Annotated in this window: 18 protein-coding genes; 14 read left to right on the top strand and 4 right to left on the bottom strand. The window is 58.3% G+C overall.

The window, feature by feature from the left end; translation table 11 throughout:
• Positions 1–24: 24 nt before the first annotated feature.
• The 5 genes from ACR0NW_RS03865 to ACR0NW_RS03845 all read left to right on the top strand — a co-directional run bounded on the left by ACR0NW_RS03865 (position 25) and on the right by ACR0NW_RS03845 (position 5,351).
• On the top strand, positions 25–933 hold the full coding sequence (locus ACR0NW_RS03865) for a DMT family transporter (protein ID WP_480448770.1): 909 nt from the start codon (positions 25–27) through the stop codon (positions 931–933).
• Positions 934–1,026: 93 nt separating this feature from the next.
• A complete protein-coding gene (betI, locus tag ACR0NW_RS03860) occupies positions 1,027–1,599 on the top strand; it encodes a choline-binding transcriptional repressor BetI (protein WP_170650868.1) in 573 nt (190 codons plus the stop codon).
• The gene (gene betC, locus ACR0NW_RS03855) at positions 1,596–3,104 is read left to right on the top strand and encodes a choline-sulfatase (RefSeq protein WP_480448771.1); all 1,509 of its coding nucleotides are present in this window, start codon (positions 1,596–1,598) and stop codon (positions 3,102–3,104) included. The genes betI and betC overlap by 4 nt, the downstream gene beginning before the upstream one ends.
• A gap of 89 nt (positions 3,105–3,193) precedes the next feature.
• The gene (betA, locus tag ACR0NW_RS03850; protein WP_480448772.1) at positions 3,194–4,852 is read left to right on the top strand and encodes a choline dehydrogenase; all 1,659 of its coding nucleotides are present in this window, start codon (positions 3,194–3,196) and stop codon (positions 4,850–4,852) included.
• A 259-nt stretch (positions 4,853–5,111) separates the two neighbouring features.
• The gene (locus tag ACR0NW_RS03845) at positions 5,112–5,351 is read left to right on the top strand and encodes an HP1242/YdcH family protein (protein ID WP_480448774.1); all 240 of its coding nucleotides are present in this window, start codon (positions 5,112–5,114) and stop codon (positions 5,349–5,351) included.
• A 55-nt stretch (positions 5,352–5,406) separates the two neighbouring features.
• Here ACR0NW_RS03845 and ACR0NW_RS03840 read toward each other — a convergent pair whose 3' ends face one another.
• Both ACR0NW_RS03840 and ACR0NW_RS03835 read right to left on the bottom strand, forming a co-directional pair.
• On the bottom strand, positions 5,407–6,807 hold the full coding sequence (locus ACR0NW_RS03840; protein WP_480448775.1) for a helix-turn-helix domain-containing protein: 1,401 nt from the start codon (positions 6,805–6,807) through the stop codon (positions 5,407–5,409).
• 89 nt (positions 6,808–6,896) lie between these two features.
• Positions 6,897–8,102: a multidrug effflux MFS transporter gene (locus tag ACR0NW_RS03835; protein ID WP_170650863.1), complete on the bottom strand. Its 1,206-nt coding sequence runs from the start codon at positions 8,100–8,102 to the stop codon at positions 6,897–6,899.
• Between the two features lie 182 nt (positions 8,103–8,284).
• Between ACR0NW_RS03835 and ACR0NW_RS03830 the strand changes: the two genes are divergently transcribed.
• The 4 genes from ACR0NW_RS03830 to ACR0NW_RS03815 all read left to right on the top strand — a co-directional run bounded on the left by ACR0NW_RS03830 (position 8,285) and on the right by ACR0NW_RS03815 (position 11,260).
• Positions 8,285–9,817 carry an acyl-CoA carboxylase subunit beta gene (locus ACR0NW_RS03830; RefSeq protein WP_170650862.1) on the top strand — a complete coding sequence of 511 codons (1,533 nt, stop codon included), beginning with the start codon at positions 8,285–8,287 and terminating at the stop codon, positions 9,815–9,817.
• A 45-nt stretch (positions 9,818–9,862) separates the two neighbouring features.
• Positions 9,863–10,261, top strand: coding sequence for a cupin domain-containing protein (locus ACR0NW_RS03825; protein WP_480448776.1), 399 nt, complete (start codon positions 9,863–9,865; stop codon positions 10,259–10,261).
• Positions 10,258–10,743 (top strand): DUF6497 family protein, encoded by a 486-nt coding sequence (locus ACR0NW_RS03820; protein ID WP_480448777.1) that lies wholly within the window; start codon positions 10,258–10,260, stop codon positions 10,741–10,743. The genes ACR0NW_RS03825 and ACR0NW_RS03820 overlap by 4 nt, the downstream gene beginning before the upstream one ends.
• 163 nt (positions 10,744–10,906) lie before the next feature.
• Positions 10,907–11,260 (top strand): hypothetical protein, encoded by a 354-nt coding sequence (locus ACR0NW_RS03815; RefSeq protein ID WP_480448778.1) that lies wholly within the window; start codon positions 10,907–10,909, stop codon positions 11,258–11,260.
• 86 nt (positions 11,261–11,346) lie between these two features.
• Here the strand turns inward: ACR0NW_RS03815 and ACR0NW_RS03810 are convergent, their stop codons facing one another.
• Entirely contained in the window at positions 11,347–12,495 is a 1,149-nt protein-coding gene (locus tag ACR0NW_RS03810) for a DcaP family trimeric outer membrane transporter (protein ID WP_170650858.1), read from the bottom strand.
• A gap of 650 nt (positions 12,496–13,145) precedes the next feature.
• Between ACR0NW_RS03810 and ACR0NW_RS03805 the strand changes: the two genes are divergently transcribed.
• Together ACR0NW_RS03805 and ACR0NW_RS03800 are read left to right on the top strand one after the other, a co-directional pair.
• Positions 13,146–13,349: a hypothetical protein gene (locus ACR0NW_RS03805; RefSeq protein WP_170650857.1), complete on the top strand. Its 204-nt coding sequence runs from the start codon at positions 13,146–13,148 to the stop codon at positions 13,347–13,349.
• 117 nt (positions 13,350–13,466) lie between these two features.
• Positions 13,467–15,512, top strand: coding sequence for an ATP-binding protein (locus ACR0NW_RS03800; RefSeq protein WP_480448779.1), 2,046 nt, complete (start codon positions 13,467–13,469; stop codon positions 15,510–15,512).
• A gap of 76 nt (positions 15,513–15,588) precedes the next feature.
• On the opposite strand, the gene ACR0NW_RS03795 is transcribed toward ACR0NW_RS03800, so the two are convergent.
• Positions 15,589–16,035: a DUF4174 domain-containing protein gene (locus tag ACR0NW_RS03795; RefSeq protein WP_480448780.1), complete on the bottom strand. Its 447-nt coding sequence runs from the start codon at positions 16,033–16,035 to the stop codon at positions 15,589–15,591.
• A gap of 168 nt (positions 16,036–16,203) precedes the next feature.
• Here ACR0NW_RS03795 and scpA point away from each other — a divergent pair, with 168 nt between their 5' ends.
• The 3 genes from scpA to ACR0NW_RS03780 all read left to right on the top strand — a co-directional run bounded on the left by scpA (position 16,204) and on the right by ACR0NW_RS03780 (position 19,558).
• Complete coding sequence (gene scpA / locus ACR0NW_RS03790; protein WP_480448781.1) at positions 16,204–18,330, top strand: methylmalonyl-CoA mutase; 2,127 nt, start codon at positions 16,204–16,206, stop codon at positions 18,328–18,330.
• A 140-nt stretch (positions 18,331–18,470) separates the two neighbouring features.
• Complete coding sequence (locus ACR0NW_RS03785) at positions 18,471–19,073, top strand: VOC family protein (protein WP_480448782.1); 603 nt, start codon at positions 18,471–18,473, stop codon at positions 19,071–19,073.
• A complete protein-coding gene (locus ACR0NW_RS03780) occupies positions 19,070–19,558 on the top strand; it encodes an N-acetyltransferase family protein (protein ID WP_480791502.1) in 489 nt (162 codons plus the stop codon). Before ACR0NW_RS03785 ends, ACR0NW_RS03780 begins: the two co-directional genes overlap by 4 nt.
• Positions 19,559–19,599: the final 41 nt, after the last annotated feature.

The raw sequence follows: 19,599 nt of genomic DNA, 5'->3' as shown, positions 1-19,599 counted from the left end.
GCAATTGGGTGTTCAACCAGCGTCATGACAATCGCCGCCACACAGTCCCGCCCGTTAGCCGGAATATTCTGGATGTTCGCCGCCGGGTTTTCGTTTGTATTAATGACGGCTCTGGTCAAGTCCATGGGAACCAGCATGGACCCGATTCAGGCTGCATTTCTGCGCTATGTGTTGGGTTTGGTCTTTTTGCTTCCCGCCATGCGCGCGATTCTGTCGACCCGCCTGACGCGCCGCCACATTACGATGTTCGGGGTGCGTGGGGCCGTGCACGCGGTAGGGGTTATGTTGTGGTTCTTTGCCATGACACAGATCCCATTGGCTGAGGTCACGGCGATGAATTATCTGACCCCGGTATACGTGACCGTCGGCGCAGCTTTGTTTTTAGGAGAGAAACTGGCCGCACGCCGCATTGCCGCCGTTGTGGTTGCTCTTGTCGGGATGGCCATCATCCTCCGACCTGGGTTTCGTGAAGTATCAGCAGGCCATCTTGCAATGCTTGGAACCTCGCTGATGCTGGGTGGGTCGTACCTACTGGCCAAGGTCATGGTAGAAGATATCAGGCCATCGGTAGTCGTTGCACAGCTGTCCATCTGGGTGACCATAATGCTGATTCCCTTTGCCGTCGCGGTTTGGTCGCCGCCCAGCCTGCGTGATATCGGCGTGCTGTTTCTTGTGGCCAGTTTTGCCACGGCAGGGCACTATTTCATGACGCTCGCACTGCAGGCCGCGCCGGTGGCAGTGACCCAGCCGGTTACGTTCCTGCAGCTGATCTGGGCGACCCTGCTTGGCGCACTTGTCTTTCACGAACAGGTGGATATCTGGGTGGTTTCCGGTGGTACACTCATTCTTGCAGCGGTCAGTTTCATCACCTGGCGCGAAGCCGTGTTGAACCGACGCGAAGTGACTCCACCAAGCATTGCGCCCAAACTCTGACGAGGTTTCGGATGGGCCGAATGCGTTATTGATTGACGAGTCAATAAAATCGACATAGCGTTTAATTGCAAATGTTGTGTTGAGGAGCCAAACATGCCGAAACTCGGGATGGAGCCGATACGGCGCGACGCGATCGTCAAGGCGACGATTGCGGAACTTGGCGTGAAAAAATCCCTCGACGTGACAGTCAGCCAGATCGCCAAGCGGGCGGGGATGTCCAGTGCGTTGGCGCACCACTATTTTGGAGGCAAGGATCAGATTTTCCTTGCGGCCATGCGACGTATCCTCAGCGATTTCGGGCAAGAGGCGCGGACAGAACTGAATGCCGCAGAACCATCCGCGCGCGCACAAGCGATCATTCGCGCCTGTTTCGCGCCGTCCTGTTTCACTCCGGACGTCATTGCCGCGTGGATGACCTTTTATGTACTGGCGCAGACCAATGATGACGCGCTGCGGCTGTGGCAGGTTTATCAGGCGCGCATCCGGTCGAACCTGACCCATGCCTTGCGCCCTTTGCTGGATGATCCTGTTGAAGGGGCTGAAAACATGATCGCCCTGATCGACGGGCTTTATATCCGGGCTGCGCTCAGCGCACCGGAGAGGCCGGAATTGGCCGTTAACCACGCCCTGCGTGTCCTCAACACTCTCATCGAGGCCGGAAAATGACAAAACCGAACATTCTGATCCTGATGGTGGATCAGCTCAACGGAACCCTCTTTCCCGATGGTCCCGCCGAATGGCTTCATGCGCCGAACCTGAAAAAGCTGGCGGAACGTTCGACACGATTTGCCAACGCCTACACGGCCTCGCCGCTGTGCGCGCCGGGGCGGGCGAGCTTTATGTCGGGGCAGTTGCCGTCACGTACCGGCGTCTATGACAATGCCGCCGAGTTTCGCAGCGATGTACCCACCTATGCCCACCATCTGCGTCGCGCGGGGTATTACACCTGTCTCAGCGGTAAAATGCATTTCGTTGGCCCGGATCAGTTGCACGGGTTCGAGGATCGACTGACGACCGACATCTATCCGGCTGACTTCGGTTGGACGCCTGATTACCGCAAGCCGGGTGAACGGATCGACTGGTGGTATCACAACATGGGTTCGGTCACCGGGGCGGGCATTGCCGAAATTTCGAACCAGATGGAGTATGATGACGAGGTTGTCTACTACGCTAAGGCTAAGCTCTATGATCTTGCCCGCGGCAAGGATGAGCGTCCGTGGTGTGTGACCGTCAGCTTCACGCACCCGCATGATCCTTATGTGGCGCGCCGAAAGTACTGGGACCTATACGAGGATTGCGAACACCTGCTGCCTGAGGTTTCGGATCTGGGCTATGACAACCAGGACCCGCATTCCAAACGTATTTTTGACGCCAACGACTGGCGCAGCTTTGACATCACCGAAGAAGATATCCGCAAATCGCGCCGCGCATATTTTGCCAATATCTCATATCTTGATGACAAGATCGGCGAGATATTGGAGGTGCTGGAGACGACCCGTCAGGACGCAATCATCATGTTCGTCTCGGATCACGGCGATATGCTGGGCGAGCGGGGCCTTTGGTTCAAGATGAACTTCTACGAAGGTTCGGCACGAGTGCCGCTGATGATTTCTGCTCCGGACATGCCAGCCGGTCGGATCGACACCCCGGTTTCGACAATTGACGTCACGCCGACGCTTGGGGTGCTGGCAGGGGTCGATATGGCCGAAATCGCACCCTGGACCGATGGTCACGATCTGGTGCCGTTGGCCAACGGGGCAGAGCGTTCAGAGCCGGTGGCGATGGAATATGCGGCCGAGGCTTCATATGCGCCGCTGGTTTCACTGCGTTATGGAAAATGGAAATACAACCGTTGCGCGCTGGACCCTGATCAATTGTTCGATCTGGACGCGGACCCCAACGAGTTGGACAATCTTGCCGACAAGCCCGAACATGCCGGAACACTGCAAACCCTGCAGGCAAAATCCGAGGCACGCTGGGATTTGGATCGCTTCGATGCGGATGTGCGTGCTAGCCAGGCCCGGCGCTGGGTGGTGTATGAGGCGCTGCGGCAGGGCGGCTACTACCCCTGGGATTATCAGCCGCTGCAGAAAGCATCCGAACGCTACATGCGCAATCACATGGACCTGAATACCGTCGAGGAAAGCCAGCGATATCCGCGCGGCGAATAACCTCTTCACAATATTGCAAATTTCCCCATCGGAGAGAGTGAGATTTTTCGACGAAAAATCTTGACCCGGTGGGCACAGGAGACCCGAATATGGAAGCAGATTTTGTCATCGTCGGTGCAGGATCCGCCGGTTGCGCGATGGCTTATCGACTGAGCGAGGCAGGGGCCTCGGTGCTGGTGATCGAACATGGCGGCACAGATGCCGGACCGTTCATCCAGATGCCTGCGGCGCTCAGCTATCCGATGAACATGTCGCGCTATGACTGGGGCTACCAGTCCGAGCCTGAGCAGCATCTGAACAACCGCCGTCTGGCCTGTCCGCGCGGTAAGGTGATCGGCGGGTCGTCTTCGATCAACGGTATGGTTTATGTGCGTGGCCACGCGCGGGATTTCGACACCTGGGCCGATATGGGGGCAGACGGCTGGTCCTATGCCGACGTGCTGCCCTACTACAAGCGTATGGAGACATGGCACGATGGCGGCCATGGTGGCGATCCCACTTGGCGCGGGACGGATGGTCCGCTGCATGTTTCGCGCGGGCCGCGTGCGAACCCGCTGTTCAAGGCTTTTGTCGATGCGGGTCAGCAGGCAGGGTACGAAGTTACCGGCGACTACAACGGTGAAAAGCAGGAAGGCTTTGGCCCGATGGAGCAGACCGTCTGGAAAGGACGGCGCTGGTCTGCGGCGAACGCTTATCTGAAGCCGGCGCTCAAGCGCGACAACTGCGATATTGTCCGTGGACTCGCTTCGCGCGTGATCATGGAAAATGGCCGTGCGACGGGGGTCGAACTGGTGCGCGGCGGTAAGAAAGAGATCATCCGCGCCCGTCGCGAGGTGGTGCTGGCGGCCTCGTCGATCAACTCGCCCAAGCTGCTGATGCTTTCGGGCATAGGTCCGGCAGCACATCTGGCGGAGCACGGTATTCAGGTTGTGGCCGATCGCCCAGGTGTTGGTGCGAACCTGCAGGACCATCTGGAGCTCTATATTCAGCAGGCTTCGGTACAGCCGATCACGCTTTACAAACACTGGAACCTGATCAGCAAGGGGTTGATCGGGGCGCAATGGTTGTTCACCAAGACCGGCCTTGGTGCTTCGAACCAGTTTGAAAGCGCGGCTTTCATCAGATCGAAACCCGGTGTCGAGTACCCGGACATCCAGTACCATTTCCTACCCATTGCGGTGCGCTATGATGGGCAGGCAGCGGCTGAGGGGCACGGTTTTCAGGCGCATGTCGGGCCGATGCGGTCGCCGTCACGCGGGGCTGTCACATTGCGTTCGGCGCGGGCCGAGGATGCGCCCATCATTCGGTTCAACTACATGAGCCACGAACAGGACTGGGAGGATTTCCGCACCTGCATCCGGCTGACGCGCGAGATTTTCGGGCAGGACGCATTCAAACCCTATGTGGGCAAGGAAATTCAGCCGGGCGCGTCCGTGCAGTCGGACGAGGAGCTAAACGGGTTTATCGCGGAACACGCCGAAAGCGCCTATCATCCCTGCGGTACTTGCCGGATGGGCCGTGCCGATGACAAAGACGCTGTTGTCGATCCGCAAGGCCGGGTGATCGGTGTTGACGGGTTGCGCGTTGCCGACAGTTCGATCTTTCCGCAGATCACCAACGGCAACCTGAATGCGCCATCGATCATGGTGGGTGAAAAGGTCTCGGATCATCTGCTTGGAAAAGATCCGCTTTCGAAGGCGAATGATCGCCCCTGGATCCATCCTGAATGGGCGACGGCACAGCGTTAACCGAACTTAATAAACACCTGATAAACGCATTCAGGTCAGTCGGCACTCTCAGCGGGCCTTTCCAGTTGGAAAGGTCCGATTCATTGTTGCCGAACTGTGGGAGGTTGCGGACGTGCGGGCCCGATCACATGTTGTCAATGTGTGTGCCGAATATGCTGAAAACTGTGCAAAATCTGCTTTATTTTGATCCCGGTCAAAGCGTGTTGGGCGCATCGTATTTACGAATTGACTGCAACACACAGATCAGGAGCGAACACAGATGTCCCACACCCCGCATGAACTGGCTGAAGAGTTTCCGGACAAGGCTGAACTGATGAGCCAGCTCAAGCAATCGGATGCCCATTTTTCCCGGCTGGCTGACGAGTATCATGAAATCAATCGCACCGTTCATCGGGCCGAAACCAATGTTGAGCCCATGGAGGAACTGGCCGAGGTTGAGCTTCGGAAAAAGCGCGCGGCACTCAAGGATGAGATCTGGGCCATTCTGTCCAAAGCCTGATATGCAGTGAGCCGCGATAGGGCCGCAGAAAATGCGGCCCTGCAACCCTTCCGGATCAGGTGACTTCGTAGGGCAGGGTGCCGCGCGTATGCGCATCGATGGTCAGGCGTCGTTCCAGCGGCGGGACGGAGCGTTGGTGGCAGGTTTTGCGTTCGCAAATCCGGCAGGAAATACCAATCGGTTCGTAGGCGCTGGCGTTGTTGGTGTCCAGATTGTCGGCATAGACCAGCGCCTCGGCATGGCGCACCTCGCACCCCAGTGCAATTGCATAGCGACGCACCGGGCTTCCGAACGAGCCACCCGATTTCGACACATCCCGCGCCAAAGAGATATAGCGAACACCATCCGGGGTTTCGGCCAGCTGCCGTAAAAAGTGCCCCGGCGTTTCAAAGGCGCGGTGAACGTTCCACAGCGGGCAGGCCCCGCCAAAGCGGGCGAATTGCAGGCGTGTGGCGGAATGGCGCTTGGTGATGGTTCCCGCCTGATCCACCCGGACGAAAAAGAACGGGATACCCTTGGCGCCGGGCCTTTGCATCGTGGACAGGCGATGCGCCACTTGTTCAATCGATGCGCCGAACCGGTTGCTGAGCAACTCAAGATCGTGACGGTATTCCTGCGCGGCTGCCAGAAAGCTGCCATACGGCATGAGGGATGCGCCCGCGAAGTAATTCGCAAGGCCGATTTTAGCGATCGAGCGGGCTTCGTCGCTTTGGAAACGGGCAAAATCAAGCGTGGCTTCCAGCAATTGGTCCTGACTTATTAGGGCGACCTGCAACAGCAACTGAAACACCTGTGTCTGCGGTGCCGTGCGAGAGGAAAGCACAAGCTTCTTGTTCTGCGCATCATAGCTTCGCAGAATTTCAGTGTCCGAAAAATCGACCTGCACACCGCGTTCGGACAGACTGGTCAACGCGGCTTCGCGAATGCCGCCGGACCCGTCGGCGCGCTCGGCAAATCGTTCAGCGGCCCGGTCAACAGCGTCGATATAGTTGTCGCAATAGTGGAAAAAGTCGCGCACCTCCTCCCACGGGCTTGCCTGAATGCGCGCGTCTTCGCGCCCCAGCGCCTCGTCCAGCGAGGCGAGGCGTTCGTGGGTCTGGCGATAGTTGCGATGAAGCTCGATAAAGGCGCGCGCCAGCGCCGGTGCGTTCGAAGCGGTCAGGCGAAGATCGGCGACCGGCGGCATTGTATCGGCAAAGATCGGGTCGGCCAGTGCCTCGCGCATATCTGAGACCAGCCTTTCGCTGTCGCCGGTGCTGAGCTCGGTGACATCAAGCCCGAATTCCTGCGCCAGTGCCAGCACGACCGTCGTGGAAACCGGCCGGTTGTTGTTTTCCATCTGGTTGAGGTAGGGCAGCGAAACACCAAGCTTGGCAGCAAAATCCTTTTGCTTGAGTGTCAGGCGATTGCGGATTTCGCGCAGCTTGGCGCCGGCATAAAGTTTCTGGGTGGCCATGGCTTGTCTTTGCAGATTTACACATCGCCAAGGCTAGCTTTGCAAACTGCCCTGCGCAAGCGATCTTGCGCGCCCAATGGTTCCTTTGGTCAAAGCCCCAGCTGCCGCTCCCGCCAGATCACCACCTGGATCGCCACAATGCCCATCACCGATGTGGCAAGCATCAGCCACAGCAGGGGTAAGGCGCCGGTCTCCACGGTCAGCAGCGCCCCCGCAAGCGCACTTAGTGCGGCGCCGCCGCCCAGCATGATCGCGCCGCTCAGACCCGAAGCCGTAGCAGCAAGATGCGGACGCACCGAGAGCGATCCGGCTGTGGCGTTCGGAATGGACATCCCGTTGCCCAACCCTACAAAGGTCATGAAGCCGAAGAAACTGATTGCCGAGCCAAGGCCTGCCAGCACGATCAGAACCGAAATCGCAACGCCGATAGCGTTCATCCAGCATCCCCAAAGCACCATTCGGTTCACACCATAGCGCACCGAATACCGGCCGCTGATGAAGTTGCCGAAAAAGTACCCGACTGCCGGGGCCCCAAAATAGATGCCGACCTCGGCAGGGTTCATGCCAAACACTTCGGTTCCCACAAACGGCGCGCCGCCAAGATAGGCGAAGAAGGCACCGGACGAAAAAGCCGACGCCAGTGCATATCCCCAAAAACGGGGGGAGGTCAGAAGTTCGGGATATTCGCGGAACTGCTGCACCAGCGTCTTGCCGCTTTTGTGTGATGTTTCGCCAAAGTCCACAAACACCAGCAGCAGCGTCAACGCGCCCAGGCCGAACAGCAGCCAAAAGTTCGCCTGCCAGCCAAAGCCTTCATCCAGCAGACCGCCGATCGCGGGGCCGACCATGGGAACCACCGCCATGCCCATAGTCACATAACCGATCATCGAAGCGGCCTTGTCCTGTTCGTACATGTCGCGGACTGCGGCGCGGCTTAGCACGATACCGACGGCGATGACGGCCTGACACATCCGAAAGAACAGGAACACTTCGGCATTTGGCGCGTAAATGCACCCCAGCGTGACCAGTAGGAAAAGACCCAGCCCCCACAGAATGACCGGCCGACGCCCGGCCTTGTCCGCAATGGGGCCAATCAGGATTTGCATGATGGCATTGACCGCCAGATACAGTGCCACGGAAAGTTGCAGAACTTTGTAGTCGGCCTGAAAATAAGTCGCCATGTTGGGCAGGCTGGGCAGGAATACGTTCATGCCGAGTGCCGACAACCCGGACAGCAAAATAAGTGTCGCAAGTGTCGGGGGGCTGCGACGCGCCTGTGTGGAACTGAACTGCATGGTTTGCATTTAAGGCAGGGGAAAGATCATTGCTATGCCTGCGAATGTGTTAAAGTGTTAATTAACAAATTTGCAATTAGCTGTTGGGTAGTTGAGAAGTATTTGCAAATTTGCCGAAAATCACTTTGGCCTGAATGTCTCAGTCTATATTGTCCCGCCAAATGTTACAGGGGACTAACGCGATGAAAGACATCCTTTCCGAGTTGGAAAATCGCCGCGAGGCTGCGCGGCTGGGTGGCGGTCAAAAACGGATCGACGCACAACATGCGCGCGGCAAACTGACGGCGCGCGAACGGATCGAGCTGCTGCTGGACGAAGACAGTTTCGAAGAATTCGACATGTTCGTCAGTCACCGCTGCACAGATTTCGGGATGGAAAATCAAAAGCCTGCAGGTGATGGCGTCGTGACCGGCTGGGGCACGATCAACGGGCGCATGGTCTATGTCTTTTCGCAGGACTTTACCGTATTTGGCGGATCACTGTCGGAAACCCACGCGCAGAAGATCTGCAAGATCATGGATATGGCCGTACAGAACGGGGCGCCTGTGATCGGCATCAACGACTCGGGTGGGGCGCGAATCCAGGAAGGTGTCGCCTCGCTGGCCGGATACGCAGAGGTGTTTCAGCGCAACATCATGGCATCCGGCGTGGTGCCTCAGATCAGTGTCATCATGGGGCCGTGCGCGGGCGGCGCTGTCTATAGCCCGGCGATGACCGACTTCATCTTTATGGTCAAAGACACGTCATACATGTTCGTGACCGGTCCGGATGTGGTCAAAACGGTAACCAACGAAGTAGTCACCGCCGAAGAGCTGGGCGGAGCCTCGACCCATACTAAGAAATCGTCCGTTGCCGACGGTGCCTTCGAAAACGATGTCGAGGCACTGGCCGAGGTGCGCCGACTGGTGGATTTCCTGCCGCTGAACAACCGCGAAAAGCCGCCCGTACGCCCGTTCTTTGATGAACCGGGCCGCATTGAGACTTCGCTGGACACTCTGGTGCCGGAAAACCCGAACACGCCTTATGACATGAAGGAACTCATCACCAAAGTGGCGGATGAGGGTGATTTCTATGAAATTCAGGAAGACTTCGCCAAGAACATCATCACCGGGTTTATGCGGCTCGAGGGGCAAACCGTCGGTGTCGTTGCCAACCAGCCGATGGTGTTGGCCGGTTGTCTGGACATTGACAGCAGCCGTAAGGCCGCGCGGTTTGTCCGTTTCTGCGATTGTTTCGAAATCCCGATCCTGACTTTCGTGGATGTGCCGGGTTTCCTGCCCGGTACGTCTCAGGAATACGGTGGTGTCATCAAGCACGGGGCCAAGCTGTTGTTTGCCTATGGTGAGGCGACGGTACCAAAGGTCACGGTCATCACCCGCAAGGCCTATGGCGGTGCATACGACGTTATGGCGTCCAAGCATCTGCGCGGCGATTTCAACTATGCCTGGCCGACGGCCGAGATTGCCGTGATGGGTGCCAAGGGCGCGACCGAGATCATCCACCGTGCCGATCTGGGTGATGCTGACAAGATCGCGGCCCATACTCAGGACTACGAAGACCGCTTTGCCAATCCGTTCGTCGCCGCCGAGCGCGGGTTCATCGACGAGGTGATCATGCCTCAATCCACCCGCCGCCGGGTCTCTCGCGCGTTTGCCTCACTGCGGGGCAAATCCCTGAAGAACCCGTGGAAGAAGCACGATAATATTCCGTTGTGAGGCTGCGGGGTGGGCCAACAATCCACCCCACAGAAAAATTGCCAAATGACCCAGCTATGGAAAAATCAGGCTTTCACCGTTTCTCACGCCGACGATTCCCCATTTGTCGGCGAGGGGCTGCGGGCTTTCTTTGAGTATCGCGATCTCGGGATCAAAGAGGCCACGCAGGGCAAATTCGGCGCCCATGTCATCCGTGCCGTGCCGGGGATGGAAAGCCCCGGTGCGTGGCACAGCCATGATCTGGACTTTCAAATGGTTTACGTCACCAAGGGCTGGGTTGTCTTTGAGTATGAGGGGCAGGGCGAACATACGTTGCGTGCGGGGTCGTGCGTACTGCAGCCGCCCGGCGTCGTGCATCGCGAGGTTCGCCATTCCGACGACATGGAACTGATCGAGATCATCTCGCCCGCGCAGTTTGACACCAAAGACGAATCTATCCCATGATTTGTTCAACCAGACATAGAATCGCGCGGCCAGACTCTGCTGCGCACGCAGCCCCGGATGGAGGAGCTCGCCGAGCGCGGGGCCGGGGCTGCGGCTATGTTCTGGCAGTGCTGGCTGTGTGTGCCGCGACGACCGTGAGTTCCCAAAGCTTGTTGCCTGTTCCTTCGGGGCAGCCCGTGGAATTGCGGGACGTTCTGCTGGACAACAACCCCGGCGAACTGTGGGTTCGGTTCCGCTTTGTAGCGCCCAAGATCGGTGCGACCGCGGGACGTATCGGGTACGACGTAGCCACTGTGGATATGGAGCATCTGTGCCAGACTCTGGCGGTTCCTTACGTGGCAAAGCATGAACTGGAGCCCGCGCGTGTGGTGATCTCGCTGTCTGATCGGCCGGTGGAATTTGGCCTGTCCGAACCAGACGCCACTCAATTTTTCGAAGCCTACCGGCTGGAGCAATCCCGGTGTATCTGGGAGGGGCTTTGACGATGAAGCCAGCCGTTGAACTCGCCAAAGCGCCTCAACACAACCTTTTCGCATTGGGAGCGCGCGTTATGAGCTCATCCTTACCCGGATGGAATCCTTCGATTTTTGACCAAAGATCAGGTGTTTGCCTGCCAGGTTTCGCCAAGCGTCAGGAGGTGCAGTCATGTTGAAGCACCGCGGTTTCCCCGGTCGTCTTCCCGGAACCGATTTTCAGTTCACAGTCCGGCGTGCCAACCCCAAAGGCGTCACACCGCTGACGCGGCGCGAACGGTATCGCGATCGCAAGGCGGCAGACCGTCGTGCCGACACCGCATTTCTGAGGGCGTTGTGGGAGCACTTTGGCGATCAACCTTTCGAGCGCGGCAATCTGGATGCAGGGCGGATCAGCTGGTTGTTCGGGCGAGAAGTCGTGCCGGCCGAAGATCCGTTCGACACCGCCAGCTATGACGCACTTCTTGTCATCGACGTTGATGTGGCGCGCGTGTCATTCCCTGACGTGTTTGAGGAAAGCTACTGACCATGTGCGCCGTCCCCGTGCATAAGCCTTTGCCCGGCCATGCCGTGGGAACCCTGCCCGGGAGCGGGCAGGGCCGGTTTGCAATTTCAGAAGTTCAGCTGAGCAGCAATCTGAACCCGGTTGCCATCGAAGGTCTGGCCGGAAATAACGTCATTCCGTTCCCCAAAGATGTATTCCGCGCTGAGTGTCAGACTGTCGGTCGCCTTGTAGAAGGCGTTGACATGGATCGTCTCCAACTCGGTAAACGACAAGGTCCCGGTCGAGGTGGGCAGGTCGTATTCTTCTTTGCCGTACGCGATGCCGACATTCCATTTGCTGCTCAGATCCTGCCGGAATTCGATGGTATAGCCATCGACATCATTGGCCTGCCCGCCGACGATGGCATTGCCCAGACCGATAAGATAGGGGCCAAGCGCCTCGCCGGTGACGTAGTTGACCTGAAACAGCCCGCCTTGCCAGGGGCGGACAGATCCCGACAGGGTAAAGCCGGTCTGATCAACTTCGACCGTGCCGGATTGCGCGTTGCCATAAAGGGCAGCCGCGCGCGCGACATAAGTGCCGTCATTGTATTCGACCGCGCCTGTCAGCACCGGATCGTCCGAATTCGACCCGCCGACATTTTCCTCGACCGAGAAGCTGAGAGTGGTGTTACCGCCGAGCTTGTTGCTGTAGCGCACCTGCGGAACCCGGGCAAAGGCGATACCGACGGGTCCGTTGAATTCAACGGTGGTCGGGTACGTGTCGAGCGGCTGGAAGTTGGTCCAGTACTGCCCGATCAGCCAGTTATCTCCGATACCGATATTCGCATGACGCAGCCGAAGCTCGGCAGTACCATTCGATGCGAACAAGTCGTATTCCAGCTGCCCGGTGATCTCACCGATGTCGGTCTGCGTGCTGGTCCGAAGGCCCAGCCGCGATTGCCGTATGGTGGCGCCGAACGTACCGTCCGTGGCAGCGGACGGCTCACCGATGACGTTCACAAACGCCGTATCTCCCTGATCAAACTCGAAATCATAGAAGAAATCGGATTTGACGTAGCCGTAGATATCCAGCGAAGTGCTTCCCAGCTGAAAATCACCACTGGAAGAATTGTTGGATGTCTCCAGCGCCTCGACGCGTGCGCGCAAGGCGTCGATTTCGGCCTGTGTTTGCGCGTCTTGAGCCCAGATCGGAGAGGCAGCCAGCGCCACCCCGGAAACAGCCAGCAGAAAGGCTGCTTTACCTTTGTTTTTCATGGGGATTTTTCCTTGTGTGCGAGTATGCATCGCAACACTTTCACGCAAATTCGCCTTGGGAAATTCACGAATAAGATACAAATAGTGGTCCTATTTTCTCATTTGCGTGATCAAAAAGCCGATTATGGCTGTAAAATATTACCATTCGAACGGAAGCCCTTGAGAACAATGATCAAGGTGAATGGCGCTGCCGTCATCGCCTGTGAATCTCTACATGGTGTGGCAGCCTTCGATGGCCTCAAGTGTAACGGCAACGTGACGGCGAATGAGCATATTGAGGCCGCATTCCCCTTTGTCCGGGTCGGCACAAAGTTGCGCGTAATTCTGCCGAATAGGCAGAAACTGGCCGGAAACCTCTTTGGAAACAATGTTGGCTTGGCGGCAATTATTGTGGCGGGCAGAGTAGCTGGGCCGTGCGGCTCTACTTTGCCTGCGCCGCACAAGCACCTACTATTCCGTACCCCTTCCTTCAGCGGGCAGGTTTGTGTTCCCCACAAAACCCTGCCCGCTTTTTTCTTTCGGCGGAATCCAACCGTCCGAAAGCAGGATTTTGCGCAACAGCCATTGTCACGGCGATGTGGCTTGCGTCTGTCGGCCACGGTCCCGCATCTGTCCTCAGAAAATTCAAAGTCTGAAAAGGGACAGAATTCATGCAGACATCACGACTCATCGCTGCAATTGGCCTGTGCGCCGGATTGGCGGCCTGTGGGGACGATCCCGGCGAACAGGCGCTCTATGGTGGCAGCGCGGGCCTGCTCGGCGCGCTGGTTCTGGATGCCAATCCGGTCGTCGGCGCGGCGGCAGGTGCAGCGACCAACCTGCTGTACTGCAAGACCCAGAACACTTGTAACTGATACCTATTTTTCCGCGGGCCGTGTGGCCCGGGCCGAAATCACGCAACACGCCGTCGCGGGGCTTATGCCCGGTGGCGGCGTTTTGCGTTTCCAGACACCCAAGACAAAGGACGTTCCATGTTCAACAAGATCCTGATCGCCAACCGGGGCGAAATCGCCTGCCGGGTCATCAAGACCGCGCGCAAGATGGGTATCGGCACAGTCGCCATCTACTCAGATGCTGATAAGAACGCGCTGCACGTGGAAATGGCGGATGAGGCCGTGCATATCGGCCCGCCGCCTGCCAACCAGTCCTATATCGTGATCGACAAGGTCATGGAGGCCATCCGTCAGACCGGCGCGCAGGCGGTGCACCCCGGCTATGGCTTCCTGTCGGAAAACGCCAAATTCGCTGAGGCGCTTGAGGCCGAAGGCGTTGTCTTTGTCGGCCCCCCCAAAGGCGCGATCGAGGCGATGGGTGACAAGATCACCTCGAAGAAGATCGCGCAGGAGGCGGGCGTTTCCACAGTTCCCGGCTATATGGGGTTGATCGAAGACGCAGACGAAGCGGTCAAGATCAGCCAGGAAATCGGCTATCCCGTGATGATCAAGGCCAGCGCTGGCGGCGGTGGTAAGGGCATGCGGATTGCCTGGAATGACGAAGAAGCGCGCGAGGGCTTTCAGTCATCCAAGAACGAAGCGGCGAATTCGTTCGGCGACGACCGCATCTTTATCGAGAAATTCGTAACTCAGCCACGCCACATCGAAATTCAGGTTCTGTGCGACACCCACGGAAACGGCATTTATCTGGGTGAGCGTGAATGCTCGATCCAGCGCCGGAACCAAAAAGTGGTTGAAGAAGCTCCGTCACCCTTCCTTGACGAAGAAACACGCCGCGCCATGGGCGAGCAGGCCGTGGCGCTGGCCAAGGCCGTGGGCTACGCCAGTGCGGGCACGGTAGAATTCATCGTCGACGGTGAAAAGAAATTCTATTTCTTGGAAATGAACACCCGCCTGCAGGTTGAACATCCGGTCACAGAACTGATCACTGGTGTCGATCTGGTAGAGCAGATGGTTCGCGTCGCAGCGGGCGAGGAATTGTTGATCTCTCAGGACGATGTGCGCCTCAACGGCTGGGCCATCGAAAACCGTCTGTATGCCGAAGACCCGTATCGCAACTTCCTGCCGTCGATTGGCCGTTTGACACGTTATCGCCCGCCGCAGGAAATTGCTGCTGGGCCGCTTTTGGCCAACGGCAAGTGGCAGGGTGAGGCGCCCGAGGGCGCGGCCGCGGTGCGCAACGATACCGGCGTGTACGAAGGCGGCGAGATTTCGATGTATTACGATCCCATGATCGCCAAGCTGTGCACGTGGGCGCCGACCCGCGAACAGGCGATCGAGGCGATGCGCGTGGCGCTTGATAGTTTCGAGGTTGAAGGCATCGGCCACAACCTGCCGTTCCTGTCGGCGGTCATGGATCACCCGAAATTTGTTTCGGGCGACATGACAACCGCATTCATCGCCGAAGAATATCCTGACGGATTTGATGGTGTTTCATTGCACGAAGATGATCTGCGCCGGATCGCAGCCTCTTGCGCGGCAATGCACCGTGTTGCCGAGATTCGCCGGACCCGCTTGTCAGGCCGCATGGATAACCATGAGCGCAAAGTGGGAACAGATTGGACGGTAAGCCTGCAAGGGTACGAGTACAATCTTACCATCGCCGCCGACCCGGCAGGTTCGACGGTCACGTTTGAAGGAGGCGGTGAATACCGCGTTTCTTCGGACTGGACGCCGGGTGATCAACTGGCAACGCTGGATATCAACGGCAGCCCGCTGGTCCTGAAGGCAAGCAAGATTTCCGGAGGGTTCCGCATCCGCAACAGGGGCGCGGATATGAAGGTGCATGTGCGCACCCCCCGTCAGGCCGAGCTTGCGAAACGGATGCCCGAAAAGCTGCCGCCTGACACATCCAAGATGCTGCTCTGCCCGATGCCCGGCCTGATCGTGAAGGTTGATGTCGAAGTGGGGCAGGAGGTGCAGGAAGGTCAGGCCCTGTGCACGGTCGAGGCCATGAAGATGGAAAACATCCTGCGCGCCGAGAAAAAGGGTGTTGTTTCCAAGATCAACGCTGGCGCAGGTGACAGTCTGGCCGTTGACGATGTGATCATGGAATTCGAGTGATCATGTCTGCGCATTTGTCATATCTCCAGGGGATTTCGGCGTTTTGTGCCGGGGCCCTTGGGTATGGCAGATGCAATCAGCCGCCCTCGCGTCGTTCGCGGATCTCGCGTTCGCGCAGGGGGGTCTTGTCGATGGACCGGCCAATCTCCCGCACACTCCACGGGCTGGGCTTGCGCAGTTTGACCACGCCGTCTTTGTCGACGAACACCAACTGGAACCCGCGCGGGCGCAGTTGCGACCGGATCGGGGATCGGGCCGACGGATCAGTGTCGGTCAGTACGATGACATCGCGGTCACGCATGGCTTCTTCGCCCTCAAGCAGCATATCAATCTGCTGCTGGAAGCGCGGATCGGCAGGAGTGTCGGCAAAAACCACAATAGGTCGGTTTACCCAAAGAAATTCGCTGAGGTCGCTGTCGCCGACAGGGCGGACGAATTCGTCATCAGCAGGTGCAGATCCGTCTGCGGCAACAACTGCCAGCGGGAATAGTGCCGAGAAAACAAGGGCAAGCGTTCGTGTCATGGGGCCTCCTGTTCGTTTGAATATAGCCCCTGCGCCGCTGAATGCGACCGGCGAAATGCACACAGACTGTAAAATGTTGCGCTGCACCACGCCTGACCGAGCAACACAGAACATCACAACGCGCGGGCCAAGCCCCGGCGCGATCCGAATTGAGAAAAGGAAATCGCAATGACCGATACGAAAGATTGGCAGGCGCTGGCCGAGAAAGAGCTGCGCGGTCGCCCGTTGGACGACCTGACCAAAGAGACGCTGGAAGGCATCGACGTCAAACCGCTCTATACGCAGGACGACACGGCCGATCTGCCGCATATGGGGTCGCTGCCGGGGTTTGGCCCGTTTACCCGTGGGGTGAAGGCGACGATGTATGCGGGGCGGCCCTGGACCATCCGGCAATATGCCGGGTTCTCGACCGCTGAGGAGTCGAATGCGTTCTACCGCCGCAATCTGGCTGCGGGTCAGCAGGGGGTTTCGGTCGCCTTTGATCTGGCAACACATCGCGGCTATGACAGTGACCACCCGCGCGTGGTTGGCGATGTCGGAAAGGCTGGTGTGGCGATTGATTCAGTCGAGGATATGAAAATCCTGTTTGACGGCATCCCGTTGGACAAGGTTTCGGTCTCGATGACGATGAACGGGGCCGTAATCCCGATTTTGGCCAGCTTCATTGTTGCGGGCGAAGAGCAGGGGCACGATAAATCTGTCCTGTCCGGCACCATCCAGAACGACATTCTCAAAGAGTTCATGGTGCGCAACACCTATATCTACCCGCCTGATCCGTCGATGCGGATCATCTCGGACATTATTGAGTTCACGTCGAACGAAATGCCAAAGTTCAACTCGATCTCAATCTCTGGCTACCACATGCAAGAGGCCGGGGCGAACCTGGTGCAGGAACTGGCCTATACGCTGGCGGATGGGCGTGAATATGTCCGCGCCGCAACGCAGGCCGGGATGGATGTGGACAAGTTCGCGGGGCGTCTGTCCTTCTTCTTTGCCATCGGCATGAACTTCTTCATGGAGATCGCCAAACTGCGCGCTGCGCGGACCCTCTGGCATCGTGTGATGACCGAGTTCGGCGCGAAATCCGAACGGTCTAAAATGTTGCGCACCCACTGTCAGACATCGGGCGTATCACTGCAGGAGCAGGACCCCTATAACAACGTGATCCGCACTGCCTATGAGGCGATGAGCGCGGTTCTGGGCGGCACTCAGTCGCTGCACACCAACGCTCTGGACGAAGCGATTGCACTGCCGACTGACTTTTCGGCCCGCATCGCGCGAAATACGCAACTGGTGCTGCAGGAAGAAACCGGCGTGACCGATGTGGTCGATCCACTGGCCGGTTCCTACTACGTCGAGAGCCTGACCAACGATCTGATCGAAAAGGCCTGGGCCCTGATGGAAGAGGTCGAGGAAATGGGCGGTATGACCAAGGCCGTGGCCAGCGGCATGCCCAAGCTGCGGATCGAGGAAAGTGCCGCGCGGCGTCAGGCCATGATCGACCGGGGCGATGAGGTGATCGTCGGCGTCAACAAGTACCGTAAGGAACAGGAAGACCTGATCGACATTCTGGATGTGGACAATGTGGCGGTGCGCGAGGCGCAGGTTGCGCGGCTTGAGCGCATCCGTGCGACCCGCGATGAAGCGGCCTGCAAAAAGGCGCTCGATGATCTGACCCGTGTTGCTCAGGGCGGCGGCAATCTGCTTGCAGCGGCGGTCGAGGCCGCACGCGCGCGCGCATCAGTAGGAGAAATCAGCATGGCGATGGAAAAGGAATTCGGGCGTCACCGCGCCGAGGTGAAAACGCTGGCTGGTGTTTACGGTGCCGCCTACGAAGGGGATGAAGGCTTTGCCGCGATTCAAAAGTCGATAGAGGAGTTTGCGGACGCCGAAGGCCGCCGCCCACGTCTGCTGGTAGTCAAGATGGGACAGGACGGGCATGATCGGGGCGCCAAGGTAATCGCGACCGCCTTTGCCGATATCGGTTTTGATGTCGATGTCGGCCCGCTGTTCCAGACCCCGGCCGAGGCGGCGCAGGATGCAATCGACAATGACGTGCATGTTGTCGGCATCTCGTCACAGGCAGCTGGGCACAAGACATTGGCGCCTCAGTTGGTTGAGGAACTGAAGAAAGCCGGAGCGGAGGACATCATCGTGATCTGTGGTGGTGTCATTCCGCAACAGGACTATCAGTTCCTGTATGATCACGGCGTGAAGGCAATCTTCGGGCCGGGAACCAACATTCCCGAAGCGGCGCAGGATATTCTGAACCTGATCGGCGAAGCGCGGAGCTGATTCCGAGGCGGGGGGTTGTTTGCCCCCCAACCGCACCTGTGGCGCGATCCCCCCGAGAGTATTTTCGGCCAGACTAGGCGGGGGATTCCCTTTGTGTTTGGTCCGGTTCTCTGTAGCTTCATCAGAGAAAGGGGCGCTCAATGAATCTGGACCATGTTGCAGTTGCCGGGGAAACCCTGGATGAGGCCACGGCCTATGTCGAAGAGGCGCTGGGCGTCTCGTTGCAGGCAGGTGGGCGGCACGAGAGATTTGGAACTTACAACAGACTGCTGGGTCTTGAGGATGGGCTGTATCTGGAGGCCATCGCAATTGACCCGCAGGCGGCAGATCCCGGTCAGCCCCGGTGGTTTGACCTGGATCGGTATTCGGGATCACCGAGGCTGACCAACTGGATTTGCCGGGTAGATGACTTGGATGCCATGCTGGATCGTCTTGCAGTGAATGCCGGTGACCCAATCGATTTGGCGCGGGGTGACCTGCGTTGGAAGATGGCCGTCCCTTCCGACGGGGTGCTTCCGTTCGACAATCTGTTTCCGGCGTTGATTGAATGGAAAGGCAATCTGCACCCTGCGCAGATGCTGAAACCCGGCGGTTGTCGTCTGCGCAGGCTGGAGATCAGCCATCCGCAGGCCGTCGAGCTTGCAGGGATGTTGGGGCAATTGGATTGTGTTGAATTTGTCGAAGGTGCACCCGCGTTGAGGGCCGAGTTTGACACACCGCATGGGGTGCGCGTGCTGGAATGATGGTGCGGCAGGCCAAAACGGAAGACGCAGCTGTCATCATGGCGATAACCAATGCGATCATTCGGAATACGCTGGTGACCTTCAATTCGGCGGAGCGCGAAGAAGCGGACATCGTCAGGGATATCAAGGCAAGGGGTAAGCGGTTTCTGGTTGCAGAGACCGATGGGAGCGTCGTTGGGTTTGCGACATACGGGCCGTTCAGGGGCGGCCCCGGATACGCGCATTCCCGGGAGCACACGATCCAACTGAAACCCGAAGCGCGCGGTCGTGGGGTCGGGCATGCGCTTATGAACCGGCTTGAGGAAGTCGCCCGCGTGGACGGGGTTCATGTGCTGGTGGCCGGTATTTCTGCGGATAATCGTCCAGCCATCGGATTTCATTCTGCAATCGGGTTTTCCGAGGTGGGCAGGATGCCGGAGGTCGGGCGAAAATGGGGGCGCTGGCTGGATCTGGTCCTGATGCAGAAAATTCTTGCTCAAGAATGATTGGTCGCACCTGACAGTTGCATCAGGGCGGGTTAGGGTGC

This window comes from Ruegeria sp. CF5, from assembly GCF_056537325.1.
This window is presented reverse-complemented; position numbering and strand designations above follow the sequence as displayed.

Excerpts from the sequence above, each read along its gene's own strand:
- ACR0NW_RS03780 (WP_480791502.1), top strand. The coding sequence starts at position 19,070 with ATGATGGTGCGGCAGGCCAAAACGGAAGACGCAGCTGTCATCATGGCG.
- ACR0NW_RS03810 (WP_170650858.1), bottom strand. The coding sequence starts at position 12,495 with ATGAAAAACAAAGGTAAAGCAGCCTTTCTGCTGGCTGTTTCCGGGGTG.
- ACR0NW_RS03845 (WP_480448774.1), top strand. The coding sequence starts at position 5,112 with ATGTCCCACACCCCGCATGAACTGGCTGAAGAGTTTCCGGACAAGGCT.
- ACR0NW_RS03835 (WP_170650863.1), bottom strand. The coding sequence starts at position 8,102 with ATGCAGTTCAGTTCCACACAGGCGCGTCGCAGCCCCCCGACACTTGCG.
- ACR0NW_RS03815 (WP_480448778.1), top strand. The coding sequence starts at position 10,907 with ATGTTGAAGCACCGCGGTTTCCCCGGTCGTCTTCCCGGAACCGATTTT.
- betA (WP_480448772.1), top strand. The coding sequence starts at position 3,194 with ATGGAAGCAGATTTTGTCATCGTCGGTGCAGGATCCGCCGGTTGCGCG.
- ACR0NW_RS03800 (WP_480448779.1), top strand. The coding sequence starts at position 13,467 with ATGTTCAACAAGATCCTGATCGCCAACCGGGGCGAAATCGCCTGCCGG.
- ACR0NW_RS03865 (WP_480448770.1), top strand. The coding sequence starts at position 25 with ATGACAATCGCCGCCACACAGTCCCGCCCGTTAGCCGGAATATTCTGG.
- ACR0NW_RS03785 (WP_480448782.1), top strand. The coding sequence starts at position 18,471 with ATGAATCTGGACCATGTTGCAGTTGCCGGGGAAACCCTGGATGAGGCC.
- betI (WP_170650868.1), top strand. The coding sequence starts at position 1,027 with ATGCCGAAACTCGGGATGGAGCCGATACGGCGCGACGCGATCGTCAAG.
- ACR0NW_RS03840 (WP_480448775.1), bottom strand. The coding sequence starts at position 6,807 with ATGGCCACCCAGAAACTTTATGCCGGCGCCAAGCTGCGCGAAATCCGC.
- ACR0NW_RS03825 (WP_480448776.1), top strand. The coding sequence starts at position 9,863 with ATGACCCAGCTATGGAAAAATCAGGCTTTCACCGTTTCTCACGCCGAC.
- ACR0NW_RS03795 (WP_480448780.1), bottom strand. The coding sequence starts at position 16,035 with ATGACACGAACGCTTGCCCTTGTTTTCTCGGCACTATTCCCGCTGGCA.
- scpA (WP_480448781.1), top strand. The coding sequence starts at position 16,204 with ATGACCGATACGAAAGATTGGCAGGCGCTGGCCGAGAAAGAGCTGCGC.
- ACR0NW_RS03805 (WP_170650857.1), top strand. The coding sequence starts at position 13,146 with ATGCAGACATCACGACTCATCGCTGCAATTGGCCTGTGCGCCGGATTG.
- ACR0NW_RS03820 (WP_480448777.1), top strand. The coding sequence starts at position 10,258 with ATGATTTGTTCAACCAGACATAGAATCGCGCGGCCAGACTCTGCTGCG.
- betC (WP_480448771.1), top strand. The coding sequence starts at position 1,596 with ATGACAAAACCGAACATTCTGATCCTGATGGTGGATCAGCTCAACGGA.
- ACR0NW_RS03830 (WP_170650862.1), top strand. The coding sequence starts at position 8,285 with ATGAAAGACATCCTTTCCGAGTTGGAAAATCGCCGCGAGGCTGCGCGG.